Here is a 12,991-nt window from a genome sequence, read left to right as displayed (position 1 = left end):
CTTCGAGCACTTGCCCAGGGCTCACACCCTCGCCGACTACGAGGCCCTGCTCCCCTGGAACGTGGACAGACTAAAGATCATGCTGCGCTATGCCGAGGCGGTTGATTAGACGCTTACGTTATATCCAACACTCTCAGATCACGGATATTTTTTTCACTCGGCTCAAGACCGCATTTTTTGAGGCCATTACCTGGGAAGAAGGGAAATTCGCATTTATCGACACCGCTCCTTTGACCGCTGAGGACATCGTCCTGGAAGAAAATGTCGAACCTCTTATCATGCAGGCCCTCTTTTTGATTGATGGCGGCGGGGTCAACTGACCGCTCCATCATCGAGCACATGGAGCGGTCAGCTAAGGGGACGTCCGGCTAGCGTCCGAGCAGTTTCATGATCTCGCGCAGGAAGGCGGGAAAATCGGCCGGATGCCGGGACGTGACCAGATTCCCGTCCACCACCACCTCCCGGTCCTCATAATCGGCGCCGGCGGCTATCAGTTCATCCGCCATCGAGCGGTAGCAGGTGGCGCGTCGCCCACGCAGGAGACCGGCACTGATCAGGATCTGCGGCCCGTGGCAGATGGCGGCGACCGGCTTGCCGCCAGCGAAAAAACTGCGGGCGATCTCCAGCGCCTTCTCCTCCTTCCTCACCGCCGCCGGAGCCCTGCCGCCGGGGAGAACAAGGATTGCATACTCTTCGGGGTTGACCTCGGCAAGGGTCTTGTCCACAGTCACCTCATAGCCGTGCAACCCTGTGATGACCTCACGGCGCATCGACGCCACCGTCACCTCGATGCCCGCCTCCTTCAGTCGGTAGTAGGGAACCAGCAGTTCAGAGTCCTCAAATGTATCCGCACTTATAATCAAAGCTTTCATATCTCCTCCTTGTTTGCCCCCAAATCATACGATATGCACTCCCGGCAGATTATCGCCGCCCGAAGACGATTTTTTTTTCGCGCTGTCGTCAGACCTTGAGAACTTTGGCGAGTTGATGTTTCCCGTATTCGTACTTACAGTAGGCCGTATTCGTCGGGCAGAATTCCGGATAGATGCAGCCGTGTTCCCTGTTCCGGAAGTCCCGGCAGCCTTTCCGCGCAAAGTGACATCCACCGCTTGAATTTCCGTTCCATAAACACAATACGTAAGGAGACCATCATGAGTCAGTATCACATTGCCGTCGTCGTCGGCAGCCTTCGCAAGGATTCCTATAATCGTGCCCTGGCACACGCCCTCGTCAGTCTGGCGCCTCCGGAATTCACATTCAAATATCTGGAGATCGGCGATCTGCCGCTCTACAACCAGGATGACGACGGCAACCAGGCGGAATCGGTCAAACGGTTGAAGGGTGAGATCGCGGCGGCACAAGGCCTGCTCTTCGTGACCCCGGAATACAACCGTTCCATCCCCGGGGTGCTGAAGAATGCGATCGATCACGCCTCGCGTCCCTACGGCCAGAATGCCTGGGCAGGAAAACCTGCCGGCGTCATTGGCATTTCGATCGGGACGATCGGGACGGCGATGGCGCAGCAGCATTTACGCAACGTCCTGGCCTGCCTGGACGTGCCCACGCTCGGTCAGCCCGAGGCCTTTCTGCAGATGAAGGACGACATGTTTGACGCCTCCGGCAATATCGGCGAGGGCAGCAGGGCCTTCCTCCAGAAGTGGATCGACCGCTACACGGCCTGGGTGAAACAGCATTCAGCCTGATCCGGCATCGATGAAAGAGGTACGGGGCCGACGACGTCCCGTACCGGCTCGATACGCCGACGCGGTAACGCCCCAGCCGACGTGTTCCAAGGCCGGTGGCAATCCGACAACGCAACGACGTCCCTGTTTTTTCCCAAAACCACCAATAATCGCCCCCTGCTGCCGACCCCAGATGCGCATCCCATTCACAACACCTGTCCCCTATTTTACGCTCCTTGAAGCGGTCAACGAAGGCCTTGCAGGCGTCAAAAATTTCGATTTCTATCCGGGAATGCTCTTCGGCAGCCGTGCCAAATGGTGGCCGGACACCGGTACGCGGCCAACCGCGCATGAGGGCATCGATATCTGCTATTACACCGACGGCGCCGGCAGAGAACAAAAGTTCTCCCCTCGAATTGCCATACCGGCCATGGCCTCAGGTCAGACCTTTGCCGTTTGCCGCGATTTTCTGGGCCATTCTGTTTTCATCGACCACGGAGGGAATGATTCTCATAGATTTCTGTCGGTCTATGCCCATATTGTACTGCATCGGCATGTGCATATCGGACGGTCGGTCGGGCCCGGTGATGTTGTCGGCACGGTTGCCGATACCACAGGGAGAAAAAACAGGATGCCCGCCCACCTCCATATCTCCCTGATGAGGATCCCGCAATCGGTGCCGGGCGATATGCTGGATTGGAAGTATATCTGCAGTTCCGACGAGGTCGAACTCATCGACCCCCTGTCGATGCTGAACTGTCATCACATCGCTCTTCATTCGGAAAATCCCGGGAAGGAGCGGGAACAGACAACACCCTGAACTGGCTCGGCAGGACCCCCGACGCCCAAGCTCAACATCGTGTCGCCGACGCTTGGGCCTTGCGCCGTTCACGCCTCGATGGCCATCCCACTCGCTACTTCCTTCTTCTTTTCTTCTCCCAGTAAAATACCGAGCAATTCGAGGGCGAATTCTATGGAGGTTCCTGCACCCTTGGAGGTCACGCAGTTTTTATCAATGACCACTTTCTCACCGGTATGGGCGCGCGAACGCAGCTGGTCGGCAAACCTGGGGTGACAGGTGGCATTCTTGCCCTGCAGCAGGCCGTGATGCTCGAGGACGACGGCCGGGGCGGCGCAGATGGCTCCATACAGCTTGTTTTCACTGTTCTGTTTTTTCAGGAGTTCTGCAAGAATGGCCGATTGCTGCAGATTCTGGGCTCCGGGAATACCGCCGGGCAGGACAATGAGATCGTAATCGTTGTCGGTGCAGTCGGCAAGATAGACATCGGCCATGACCTGCACCTGATGCGATGAGGTGACCTGGAGATTGTCTCCGATTGCAGCCAGATCGACGTGTACACCGGCCCGACGAAACACATCGACGATACTGAGCGCCTCGATCATCTCAAATCCTTCGGCCAGTGGTACGAGAATTTTCTTTTCCATGGGAGTCTCCTGAGTAATGGGTGGAATTTTGTCTTCCGGATGCGGATCATGCCGCAGATCTGAGAGATGACAATACCACGTAATCGTTGTCCTGGTACACGAAACCGGCGACTTCACACATTCCCATCTTTGCATGGGCACGCAACGCTATCGGATTGTCGCGCCGGGTAAAGAGGATATACTCCCGCGCCGGTTCCCAACGCCGCAGTTCGGCAAACATAGCCTGGGCCACGCCCTTGCCCCGATGTTCGGTTGCGACGCATATCGGTCCGTACACATGGGAGCCGGACGAACCGGAATATGCGGCCAGCATCGCGTCGATGATGGGAATATCGGCATTCATCTCCCTGGTGCTGGTCACAAGGCAGCCGATTACACAGCCATCGAGGCGCGACACGATGATCGGTGTTTCACGCATGATTTCAGCAATGAGACTGCGCGGAAGACCGGCCGACAGTCGGCCGCCGCGGCCGGGTTGATTCTCCGCCAGCAACGCCATGATGCCATCCAGGTCCTCCACGGTTGCCCGACCAATTTCGGCGAGATTTTCGACCATGATTCATTTCTCCAGAGACCGTCGGATTCTCGAGCGACAGGACGTATCGCTGCCCCTCGTGTTGATATTCGGATCATAGCCGATGGGCAATGTCTCGTGCAAGACACTCGATACTCCGGCAATGATGACAGAAAGGCCTGACCGCCACCGTTGGCGATCGCATTTTCCTCTGCAGACCGGGAGATACAGCCGGTTCGGGATCACGTCGTGAACAGGCGGTCGTTTGCTGAGTATTTCCTGAAAAGGCATGTAAAAAATGGTCATTCACCACCACAGGGTATACAGCTCGACATCATTTCATTGTATACTGTCGCCGTTCATGGTGGCAACCCCGGCGCTGAGGCGGGGTGCAACTGCAACGGAACCGTCGCCGCCCCGTGCCGCTGATGGCGGCAACACCTGAGACGCAGAGCTCTCCGGGACCCCGATACGCATAACAGGACAATGAAATCATAATGATGAACGATGCAAACCAGAATTTATGGAAGTCACTTCCCAGGTTGGACAAGGATTGTTTCGGCTGTGGTTCGGAAAATCATTCCGGCTTGCGGATGACCTTCGAAACAAACGGGAGCCAGATCCGCTCCAGACTGACAGTCCCCTCCCAATTTCGAGGGTGGAGCAAATTGGTACACGGCGGCGTGATTTCAACCATTCTCGATGAGACCATGAGTTGGGCGGCGATCATCCTCACGAAAAAGTTCATACTGACAAAAACAATGACCATCCAGTTTCAACGGCCGATTTATGTCGAGACGGCCTTGTACGGTATTGGTTCGATCAAAGAGAGAACCGGAGAGCGGAAAGCGATCATGATCGGCGAGCTCTTCGATCATCAGGGGAATTTGTGCGCCACCTCGGAAGGGGAATTCGTACTGTACACGAAAGAGCAATTTGCGAAGTTGGATATTCTCCAAGACGAATATCTGGAGGCGATGGCCGCCGGTTTACTCGGCTGAAAATAAACGCTCGCCGGATTTCCCGCCCGCCGCGGATTCTGATCTTCAGTGAAGATCCCGTTTGTTGCAGGATCCTGAAGACCATCCGGCGGAGGTCTGCCGTCAACAAAACCGACAAAATATTTCATATGGTCTATATATTGCATATAAAATAGAAAGAATGACGACACGACAGGACAAGAAGCCGGAAATTGAGATTGTAAAGATGAAGACAGAACCCGTTATGGCAGCTCTTACCCCGGTCGATTTCCAGATCATTCTGAAGAAGGCTGACAACGAAGGATTGACTGATGGAAATGACGGTACCGTACAGATCTCCATCATCAGGAAACGGGACCCGGCAGTTTTTCATAATTCCGGAATCCGGGGACACCGACCGCAGCCGGCGGGATTATCTCAGATCGAACATGCAACCGAAAAGGGAACTCATGAAAATATCATTTGAGATCATTGAGGGACAGCGGTTTGCATCCAGAGGCAAGGAACCAGACAACATCGGAATATTGGACAGCAACGGTCGAACCTTCGTAATACAACGCGGAAGAGACGGTGTATGGTCAATCCCATACTCACATAGTGCCGCATGGTACAGTGATGACGATCAGAACTATGCCGCTGAAAACTACGACGCCGATGAGATAGCGAAGATTGTTGGTGCGGATGGCGATCTATTCGGAATTGCGGCGACCTTTATCGATAAGGGGTTGAGCATCGGAAGACAGGCCGGAGATTTTACTCTTCCAGAACAGTCGAAAGGAACCGCGTTGGCCCTTCATCTTGCACCGGTGACGATCAAAGCGCGGCGGCTGTAGAGGCACTGGCCTTCCTGAAAAACTGATCGACAAAGTACTGGTCGAGACCGCAGGTGATATTTTGCGAACCTCGATACAAAACGGCAGTACGCTGTTCCCGGCAAACCGATTGCACTTCCGTTTTTACGGAAATAATTGCGCCCACAATCCGTTTTCCCGGCTATCCATGATACCGCAGTGTATTCAATCACTCAGCAGACAGCAACCAAATGAAAAACAGTCGTGAGGTACAAATCAGTGAGGAGCTTTATTTGATCCTGGACAAGCTGCGGATCATGGAACACGCCTTGACCTACGGAAGAAAGGAGATCGACGATTCCATGGTCGGCGCTATCGCCAATATGACGAGCGAACTCCGCTCGCAACTCGCCGCCGTCATCGATGCCTATACCGAGCGGGAAATCAAACGCGTTGATGACCAGTTTTCGTCCAGCTCCAACGGATCGTTATGATCGTTCAGCTTATTCAACACCTTCATCGATTGCATGAAATCGCCGTTGACCGCCGTTCTCCAATGTGTTGGTTGGAACACCGTATGTATCGCCACCAAGTGAATACAGGACATCAAAGATCCTGCCGGCGTATCCGGTCTCGTCTTCTTTTTTGACCTCGATATCCATCACAGTTGCAGCATCTACCTTCCGTCAGCGATGATATTCTCCTGATCGTTCCGGTTGATAGGTGATTTCCTGTACCCTCACCTTCAACACCCCGCCACCCGGCTTCGGCCATTCAATTTCATCGCCCTGGGAAAGACCGAGAAGAGCACTGCCAACAGGGGCAAGTATTGAAATTGTGCCGCCTTTTGGATCGACATCTCTGGGATAAACGAGCTTGAGACAAAACTCCTCGCCGGAAGACTCGATCCTGAACCGTACCTCTGAGTTCATCGTGACCACATGGGAAGGCATATCCTGCGGTTCTACGATATCTGCCCGATCCAACTCAGTTTCCAGGTCGTTTTTGCGAGGAAATTCCTTTTCAGATATCGAGTCCAGCAACTCGTCCAATCTTTCCGCGTCACGTGATGATATTATGATTTTTGGCCTTGTTGTCATTTTTCCCTCCAAAGTGATCTTCCTGCTGCCAACAGATTATCAGATACATCGTTTGTCAGTCTAATCAATCTATCAAAACCTGCCACGCAAGATCCTCCGCCAGCAAGGAAAATACCTGATTCGAGGTTACTGCACCATACTCTTCAGGCAATCCTGCCGGATTCGGTTCCAAGTATTGCCGAGGTTGGCGCACATCCCTGATCGACTGCAGAATACGTCAATGACGTCTACAGATTTCAGGAATCACTATCTCGAGTTGGTTGAACGCACTGCCGCCGGGGTGGATCTTGAAGAGCGCTCAAGCCGCGACCAGGTATCAATCGGCCGCGGCATTGACAAGCAACAGACCTGTATCAAAGCGCTATGTTGACGAACGTTCGAAAACAGAACTGTACGACCAGGAAGGAGTGAGAGTTTTTAATTGAGCATGCCGCCGAGAGTACGTCCATAATCCTGGCATGCCTTTATTCCCTCGTTGCTGTCGACGACATTCTCACGCAGATCGAATGGGCCAAGGTTCGTCATCTTCATCGCAAAGACGTGTTCCATCGTGTCAAAAATGACTCCGGGGGCCTCGCCGCTGTGGGTGCTGGAACCGAAGGCCCCGCCAATCTTACCCTTGAGGCCTGCTTTTTCAACCAGGAAGAGGAAGGTCTCGAAGTTCTTGGTTATGCTCTTATGATAGGTTGGGCAACCGAAAATGTAACCGTCGTAGCCTTCGATATCTTTTTCACTCTTGATATCCACGATCTTCTTCATTTCTACCGCATTTCCGCTCAGGCGTATGCCTTCGGCAATGTAATCCGCCATTTTCTGAGTCTTGCCGGTCCTGCTGTAATATGCTACGAGCACTTTCTTCATAAGGTTTCTCCTTGTTGAGTGTGAGCACGAGACTGTCTCGTGCGATGAAGGTTTGTTGTCTAGCGTTTCATCATGTCGGACTTTATTTTGATTTACCTCTAACGATGCCAGGAATAATAAGAACCCCGCACTCTATTCTAAACGGAGCGGCACAACAGCGCAACATCATTTTCAGGAGTGATAACTATTCTCGTATGAACCATAGAGTTAGATACCATTTAATCCCAAATGCATAAAGTTCTTTTTTAATTATCCTGAAAAAAGAAATTTTACCGGAACCTCCAGGACATGAGCCTCTTGCCACAGATTGTCGACCATCTGAGGCGGCAAGCAGCCACAACAACCAGTCGAAGGATTGGCTATAATCACGAAGTCTAAATCCACTCTTATCGGGGCATTCGTTCCGGCAGGCTCACCGCCACTCAGGTGGGGAATACCTTGCCACCTCCTCGATCAAGCTTTGAGAGGGATGGCCATTGATCGGAAAGGCCGGAGAAGAGGCCTTCGGCGGCAATGCCGGCAATGAGGTGTTATTCATTGCTTAAGTTCCCGAGAATATTTGGGAAGCAAACCAGCATGTCCACAATTTGCGTATGGAGTAGATCGGCCCGAAGAGTGGATCGGGTAACGATAGGCGGACACGCCCACCCCGGAGAGGAGCCACCCCCTACCCCCGTCGGGGGCCCAAGGGGGCCCGGCCAGAGGGATACTGAGAGCCCCCGTGTCCCCTTATTGTCCCCCGAACGGAATCAGCCACTCACCGACAGTTCGATAAGTGGCTGTTTTTATTGGTGCCCCCGGCAGGAATCGGACCTGCGGCACCAGGATTAGGAATCCTTCAGATACAACAACATAACATATTTATATATTTAGTTATTTTAATATTCCGAAAGCAATTTGCTCCATTTTTGCTCCATTTTCTTTTCTTTACTTACCTACCCATCCGGCCTCCGGGAAGTTATACCAATTCTGCCCAAGTCATACTGCTTGCTCTAAAGCCCATTACTTCTCCTCACAGTGCGTCTTGAGTTTAAAAATAGGTTTTTATAGATCGCAATATCATGTATTATGATCTATAAAAGGAGGTTTTATAGATCATGGCACAAATAAAATGGAATTGGCAACAAGATGATTGGGGAAATTTTTCCTATGATAACAGCGAAATCGAGAAATTTGAACGAGAATATTCAAGGCAATCCGGTTTTTCGCTTGGCATTGCCAGGCATCTTTCACGTAAAGACCAAAACGACTTAATAATTGAACTCGTATGTAATGAAGCCCTTAAAACATCTGAAATTGAGGGAGAATTTTTAGACCGGGAAAGCCTGCAGTCCTCTATTAAGAGAGAATTCGGTTTGGGAGTAGCCGATCATCACAGGGTAAAACCGGCGGAAGCCGGGATCGCTGAAATGATGAAAGATATATTCACCAATTATGATTCACCATTGACAGAAAAGACTCTCTGCAATTGGCATGAAATGTTGATGTCCGGCAGACGAAACTTAGAGATAGGAAAATATCGAACCCACAAGGAAGCAATGCAAGTTGTGTCGGGACGATACGATAAACCAACAGTCCATTTTGAAGCTCCCCCATCTGCCGATGTTCCAAAGGAAATGGAGAAATTCATAGATTGGTTCAACAAATCAGCCCCTGGCGGGAAAGAACCTTTGACCCCATTGGTTCGGGCAGGGATTGCTCATATCTATTTTGTTTCAATCCATCCTTTCGAGGACGGAAACGGACGGATCGGGCGGGGCATAGTTGAAAAATCATTATCACAAAATATGGGCCAGCCGACACTCATTGCACTTTCTTCAACCATTGACGACAGGAAAAGAGAATATTACGAGGAGTTGGCAGCCCAGAGTACAGGAAATGACGTGACAAACTGGCTTATTTATTTTGGGAAAACCATTATCAACGCCCAAAAACAAACCATAAAGCAAGTTGATTTCATAATCACCAAAGCAAAGTTTTTCGATACTCACAAAGAGAACCTCAACCCTCGCCAATTAAAAGTGATCAACCGGATACTACTGGAGGGACCGAAAGGCTTTCAAGGTGGATTCAGTGCCAAAAATTACCGAGCAATAACAAAATCACCCTCAGCAACAGCGACAAGAGATTTACAAGACCTGGTAGGTAAAGGGATCTTTACAAAAACCGGTCAGCTAAAAAGTACCCGTTATACTCTAGATCTCTCCCCCTTCCAGGGCAAGCAAGACGAAGAAAGCATGACTCATGCTACCATTTAACATTGACAAATTGAATCTTCAATCTTTGGATATACGATAGAGTTGTGGAATCTTTCATGTTGCCCATCATCCATGCTCTCAGTATAACATTATATATATTTTGATATACGATCAGGTATAGCCACTACCTGCAGGGAATTGCAATGGAAAATCAATATCGAAATCGTTTGATTAGCAGCTAGAGAAGGTGCAAATCTTGAGGAGTAGACCGGATCAAGGAGTTTTATCAATGTAGTATGTGGCACCGCTGGTCCATCTGTGGAGATCATTCCCTTACAAAAGGAAACTGCTATTGTGGCCATTAATTACCAGTCTATCGCTCAGAAGCTGAAACAGGCAAGAGAACTTCAGTCGATAATGGTCGAGACTGTAAGTGAAGATACCGGCATAACTGTTGACCGCATTCATTTCATCGAGGTCGGTCAGGTTAGACCATCCGGCGATGAGGTTCTGATTCTCGCCAATTATTATCGCCACGATCTTCGCGATTTTTTAGACGATAAACGTCCTGCTCCTTTTGAACAGACTGACCTGCTTTATCGTCGACATGGCAACGATTTCAGCCCAAATGATCGGCGATCTATCCAAGAGTTTTTATATCTCTGCGAGATAGAATCGGAACTCGAATCAGATCTCGATATAAAGAAACTGAGATTTCCGTTTTCTCCTCAAGGTAAGTACTACAAAGGTCACGGAGAAAATGCTGCCCGAGCACTCCGAGTTTTTTTAGGATACGCTCCTAACGAAATACCGCGTAATTTATTTGCTGATTTTCGAAAGATTGGTTGTCATGTTTTCCGACGTCGACTAGAGAATTCTGACATTTCGGGGTTGTATATTGAGCATCCAATTGCTGGGCATTGTCTTCTTGTCAATTACGATGAAGATATTTACAGACAACGATTTTCCGTGGGGCACGAAGCCGCACACGCCATATTTGATTCATCAGATTCGGTTGTTGTCAGTTTTCGCCAAAGAGAAGGACGATATTCAGAAGCTGATCTCAAGGAAATTCGTGCCAATCGCTTTGCCTCATGCTATCTGATGCCACCCGACCAATTGCCGAGTGTATCGACATGGACAACTGACCAAGCAGTCCATTGGGCACAGCAATTCAGAGTGAGTACTGAAAGCTTGTCCTATGCATTGATGGAAGCAAAACTCATAGATAAAAGGACAGCCCAGGTTATTCGTTCAGTTAAAGTTCACAGCTCGGAGAAAATCGACCCTGAGGCCCCAGAATCCTTAACGGACCGCCAGAAAGAACGTCGGCTCGAACTACTAAAGCGCGGATTATCAACTTATTATGTAAATCTGTGTTTCGAAGCACATCAACGTGATCTTATTTCGGCAGGAAGACTAGGAGAGGCTTTTCTGGCAGATCATGCTGAAACACGAGAAATATCTATATTATTCGGGAGGGCTATTCAATATGACGCTTGACCCGACATCATTCTCGCCAGCAAGCGTTGTGGATACGTGCTCAGTCTGGAACGTTTTGTCATCTCGCAAATTGTATCATGCAGCTTTCAGCACCGGTCTATCCTTCTGCATCACACCAATGGTGCTCTACGAATGCCTTCATAAGCCGCGATCAACTGAGACTCCTCAACAACAAGAGTTGAAAAACCGTCTCATAAAAGCTCTTGATCAACAAAAATTTCCTGTTCAGAAATGTGAGTTGGAAGATCTGGTTGCTGTCATTCAACAAGCGCCCAGCAAATTAGGTAGTGGCGAACTGTCTTGTATCGCAGCAGCTTATCGTATTCGGAGTATTGCTTTTATGACGGATGAAAAGAAGGCAAGGAAATTTGCAACCAATCAATTAGGTCTAGCTATAGAAACTACGCCAAAACTGTATGCATGGCTACATTTTTACAGGCATCTTGCCGACGGAGACCATGGTGATGTTATCCGGGAGCATGAAAGCTTCGAATCACGTTGCCCCTTGACAAAATTTTTCACTCAAGGATACGAAGAAGCACAAAGGTGTCGTCTCATGCAACCCACCGGGAAGTGAACTGGCCCTTGCAAAGGGATTAATTGGTGCTTGTGACAGGCTCATTGCCTAAAGTGCGAGAGTTTAGCAGACTGGCTACTCATTTGCCATGATGAGCCTCATTTTTTCTCATTGTCCACATTTCGTTCAACCTCTTGGGCTTGAAACTCAAGCCCTTTCTTTTGTCAATGTATGGTCTCTTTTTCTCTTTTCGTGCTGAGCGAATCGTGAAAAGCATCGATCAAACCAGCAAGAAGATCACCATATTTTGTATCTGATTCGAGAACTTCAATCGTTTTCAGTATCCTGGTGTGGATACTTGATGACCCACCTTCCCTTTTGGTCGGGACCTTAAAATCTATAGCATCATCACCAAGCGTATTTTCTGGGGTAGGTTCCGCTGTCGTTAAAGCATCAAACGTTTGATTTTCATAATTTGCAGCTGATTCCTCAGCTTGCGCCAATACACGTCGCCCTAGAACAAACACATCCTCATAGGCCATATCGAAATGGCTGGCAATCTTTGATCGTATCTTCTCAGAACCGGATTTTCTGCCTTTGACAATGGCATTGAGATAACCGCGATCAATATCCTGCTGTTTTGCAAGACGTGCCTGTGCCCCTCGACCTTCTTGAGCCAACAAATGTGTGAGAGCTGCTCGAAATTGATTTGTGATTAATTGATCCATAAGTCAACTATAGACCACCTGCTCAATTTTTGGAAGAAAAAAAGCATATTAGGTCTATTTTGGTCTACTTTTTTGTTGACTCACGGTCTATTTTTTATAACATAAATGGCCATGAAACCTAACAAGAAGAAAATCACACAGAAAGAAATCGCAAGGTTAGCCGATATCGGACCTGATTTTCTGAGTCATATTATCCGGGGTCGACGTCCCTGCCCTCCCCCTGTCGCTGTCAGGTTGGAAGAAGTAACAGCTATCAGCCGAGTCACATGGGTTTGGGGATCCCCCGAGGAAATCAGGAAGGCTGTTGAAGGGTACATATATCAAGGTCGAACAGATTATGGACATTGATAGCAGACTTGCAGCAATCGAGGAAACTCAAAATAAAATCCTCCGCTTGCTGGCAAATAGGGCTCCACCGGAATCCAGTGTCATGACATTGAAACAGGCGGCTGAATATGTAGGTTTTTCTCCTGACCATTTCAGACGGTTGGCTGTTGAGCAGCGTTCAATTCCATTTTCACGACCATCTGGTCAACAAAAAGGAAAACTGCTTTTCCGAAGGTCTGATCTTGATAATTTTTTCTGATTACCATCGAACTTCAGCCAGCTTGAGCAGGCGCTGCGGGACCGGCTGAGTTTGTAAGGCTATATAGGTTAACCGATCAACCATT

19 protein-coding genes are annotated in these 12,991 nt (G+C 49.6%); 12 read left to right on the top strand and 7 right to left on the bottom strand.

The annotated features are described in order from the left end of the window. The first annotated feature begins 101 nt into the window (after positions 1-101). Entirely contained in the window at positions 102-320 is a 219-nt protein-coding gene (locus tag HNQ81_RS16895) for a DUF4388 domain-containing protein (RefSeq protein WP_183352561.1), read from the top strand. A 48-nt stretch (positions 321-368) separates the two neighbouring features. Here HNQ81_RS16895 and HNQ81_RS16890 read toward each other — a convergent pair whose 3' ends face one another. Further along, positions 369-872, bottom strand: coding sequence for a type 1 glutamine amidotransferase domain-containing protein (locus HNQ81_RS16890; protein WP_183352559.1), 504 nt, complete (start codon positions 870-872; stop codon positions 369-371). A gap of 279 nt (positions 873-1,151) precedes the next feature. Between HNQ81_RS16890 and HNQ81_RS16885 the strand changes: the two genes are divergently transcribed. Next, positions 1,152-1,703 (top strand): NADPH-dependent FMN reductase, encoded by a 552-nt coding sequence (locus tag HNQ81_RS16885; protein WP_183352557.1) that lies wholly within the window; start codon positions 1,152-1,154, stop codon positions 1,701-1,703. A gap of 10 nt (positions 1,704-1,713) precedes the next feature. Next, positions 1,714-2,502: a M23 family metallopeptidase gene (locus HNQ81_RS18240; RefSeq protein ID WP_353740495.1), complete on the top strand. Its 789-nt coding sequence runs from the start codon at positions 1,714-1,716 to the stop codon at positions 2,500-2,502. A 68-nt stretch (positions 2,503-2,570) separates the two neighbouring features. On the opposite strand, the gene HNQ81_RS16875 is transcribed toward HNQ81_RS18240, so the two are convergent. Next, positions 2,571-3,128 carry a DJ-1 family glyoxalase III gene (locus tag HNQ81_RS16875; protein WP_183352553.1) on the bottom strand — a complete coding sequence of 186 codons (558 nt, stop codon included), beginning with the start codon at positions 3,126-3,128 and terminating at the stop codon, positions 2,571-2,573. A 46-nt stretch (positions 3,129-3,174) separates the two neighbouring features. Beyond that, complete coding sequence (locus HNQ81_RS16870; protein ID WP_183352551.1) at positions 3,175-3,684, bottom strand: GNAT family N-acetyltransferase; 510 nt, start codon at positions 3,682-3,684, stop codon at positions 3,175-3,177. Between the two features lie 455 nt (positions 3,685-4,139). On the opposite strand from HNQ81_RS16870, the gene HNQ81_RS16865 reads away from it, so the two are divergent. The 4 genes from HNQ81_RS16865 (at position 4,140) to HNQ81_RS16850 (ending at position 5,907) form a co-directional block, all read left to right on the top strand. Next, on the top strand, positions 4,140-4,643 hold the full coding sequence (locus HNQ81_RS16865; RefSeq protein WP_183352549.1) for a PaaI family thioesterase: 504 nt from the start codon (positions 4,140-4,142) through the stop codon (positions 4,641-4,643). Positions 4,644-4,707: 64 nt separating this feature from the next. Beyond that, positions 4,708-5,088 carry a hypothetical protein gene (locus HNQ81_RS16860; RefSeq protein WP_183352547.1) on the top strand — a complete coding sequence of 127 codons (381 nt, stop codon included), beginning with the start codon at positions 4,708-4,710 and terminating at the stop codon, positions 5,086-5,088. Further along, entirely contained in the window at positions 5,072-5,455 is a 384-nt protein-coding gene (locus HNQ81_RS16855) for a hypothetical protein (RefSeq protein WP_183352546.1), read from the top strand. The genes HNQ81_RS16860 and HNQ81_RS16855 overlap by 17 nt, the downstream gene beginning before the upstream one ends. A 251-nt stretch (positions 5,456-5,706) precedes the next feature. After that, on the top strand, positions 5,707-5,907 hold the full coding sequence (locus HNQ81_RS16850; RefSeq protein ID WP_183352544.1) for a hypothetical protein: 201 nt from the start codon (positions 5,707-5,709) through the stop codon (positions 5,905-5,907). 9 nt (positions 5,908-5,916) lie between these two features. On the opposite strand, the gene HNQ81_RS16845 is transcribed toward HNQ81_RS16850, so the two are convergent. The 3 genes from HNQ81_RS16845 to HNQ81_RS16835 form a co-directional block, all read right to left on the bottom strand. Further along, positions 5,917-6,075, bottom strand: a complete 159-nt coding sequence (locus HNQ81_RS16845) for a hypothetical protein (RefSeq protein WP_183352542.1) — start codon at positions 6,073-6,075, stop codon at positions 5,917-5,919. Positions 6,076-6,099: 24 nt separating this feature from the next. After that, positions 6,100-6,513 carry a nucleoside diphosphate kinase regulator gene (gene rnk, locus HNQ81_RS16840; protein ID WP_183352540.1) on the bottom strand — a complete coding sequence of 138 codons (414 nt, stop codon included), beginning with the start codon at positions 6,511-6,513 and terminating at the stop codon, positions 6,100-6,102. A gap of 417 nt (positions 6,514-6,930) precedes the next feature. Continuing rightward, positions 6,931-7,374 carry a flavodoxin domain-containing protein gene (locus HNQ81_RS16835; protein WP_183352538.1) on the bottom strand — a complete coding sequence of 148 codons (444 nt, stop codon included), beginning with the start codon at positions 7,372-7,374 and terminating at the stop codon, positions 6,931-6,933. A gap of 1,097 nt (positions 7,375-8,471) precedes the next feature. Here HNQ81_RS16835 and HNQ81_RS16830 point away from each other — a divergent pair. The 3 genes from HNQ81_RS16830 (at position 8,472) to HNQ81_RS16820 (ending at position 11,652) form a co-directional block, all read left to right on the top strand. Continuing rightward, positions 8,472-9,632, top strand: a complete 1,161-nt coding sequence (locus HNQ81_RS16830) for a Fic family protein (protein ID WP_205240358.1) — start codon at positions 8,472-8,474, stop codon at positions 9,630-9,632. A gap of 294 nt (positions 9,633-9,926) precedes the next feature. Then, complete coding sequence (locus HNQ81_RS16825) at positions 9,927-11,075, top strand: ImmA/IrrE family metallo-endopeptidase (protein ID WP_221270898.1); 1,149 nt, start codon at positions 9,927-9,929, stop codon at positions 11,073-11,075. Beyond that, on the top strand, positions 11,065-11,652 hold the full coding sequence (locus HNQ81_RS16820) for a PIN domain-containing protein (protein ID WP_183352536.1): 588 nt from the start codon (positions 11,065-11,067) through the stop codon (positions 11,650-11,652). Before HNQ81_RS16825 ends, HNQ81_RS16820 begins: the two co-directional genes overlap by 11 nt. A gap of 164 nt (positions 11,653-11,816) precedes the next feature. Here the strand turns inward: HNQ81_RS16820 and HNQ81_RS16815 are convergent, their stop codons facing one another. Then, entirely contained in the window at positions 11,817-12,320 is a 504-nt protein-coding gene (locus tag HNQ81_RS16815) for a hypothetical protein (RefSeq protein ID WP_183352534.1), read from the bottom strand. A gap of 105 nt (positions 12,321-12,425) precedes the next feature. On the opposite strand from HNQ81_RS16815, the gene HNQ81_RS18235 reads away from it, so the two are divergent. After that, positions 12,426-12,668, top strand: coding sequence for a helix-turn-helix domain-containing protein (locus HNQ81_RS18235; protein ID WP_353740494.1), 243 nt, complete (start codon positions 12,426-12,428; stop codon positions 12,666-12,668). Further along, positions 12,625-12,906 carry a helix-turn-helix domain-containing protein gene (locus tag HNQ81_RS16805; protein WP_244960493.1) on the top strand — a complete coding sequence of 94 codons (282 nt, stop codon included), beginning with the start codon at positions 12,625-12,627 and terminating at the stop codon, positions 12,904-12,906. Before HNQ81_RS18235 ends, HNQ81_RS16805 begins: the two co-directional genes overlap by 44 nt. The last annotated feature ends 85 nt before the right edge of the window (positions 12,907-12,991 follow it).

This window comes from Desulfoprunum benzoelyticum (assembly GCF_014201505.1).
Taxonomy (GTDB): domain Bacteria; phylum Desulfobacterota; class Desulfobulbia; order Desulfobulbales; family Desulfocapsaceae; genus Desulfoprunum; species Desulfoprunum benzoelyticum.
The sequence above is the reverse complement of the archived record's forward strand: the minus strand, read 5'-3'. Positions and strand labels throughout refer to the sequence as shown.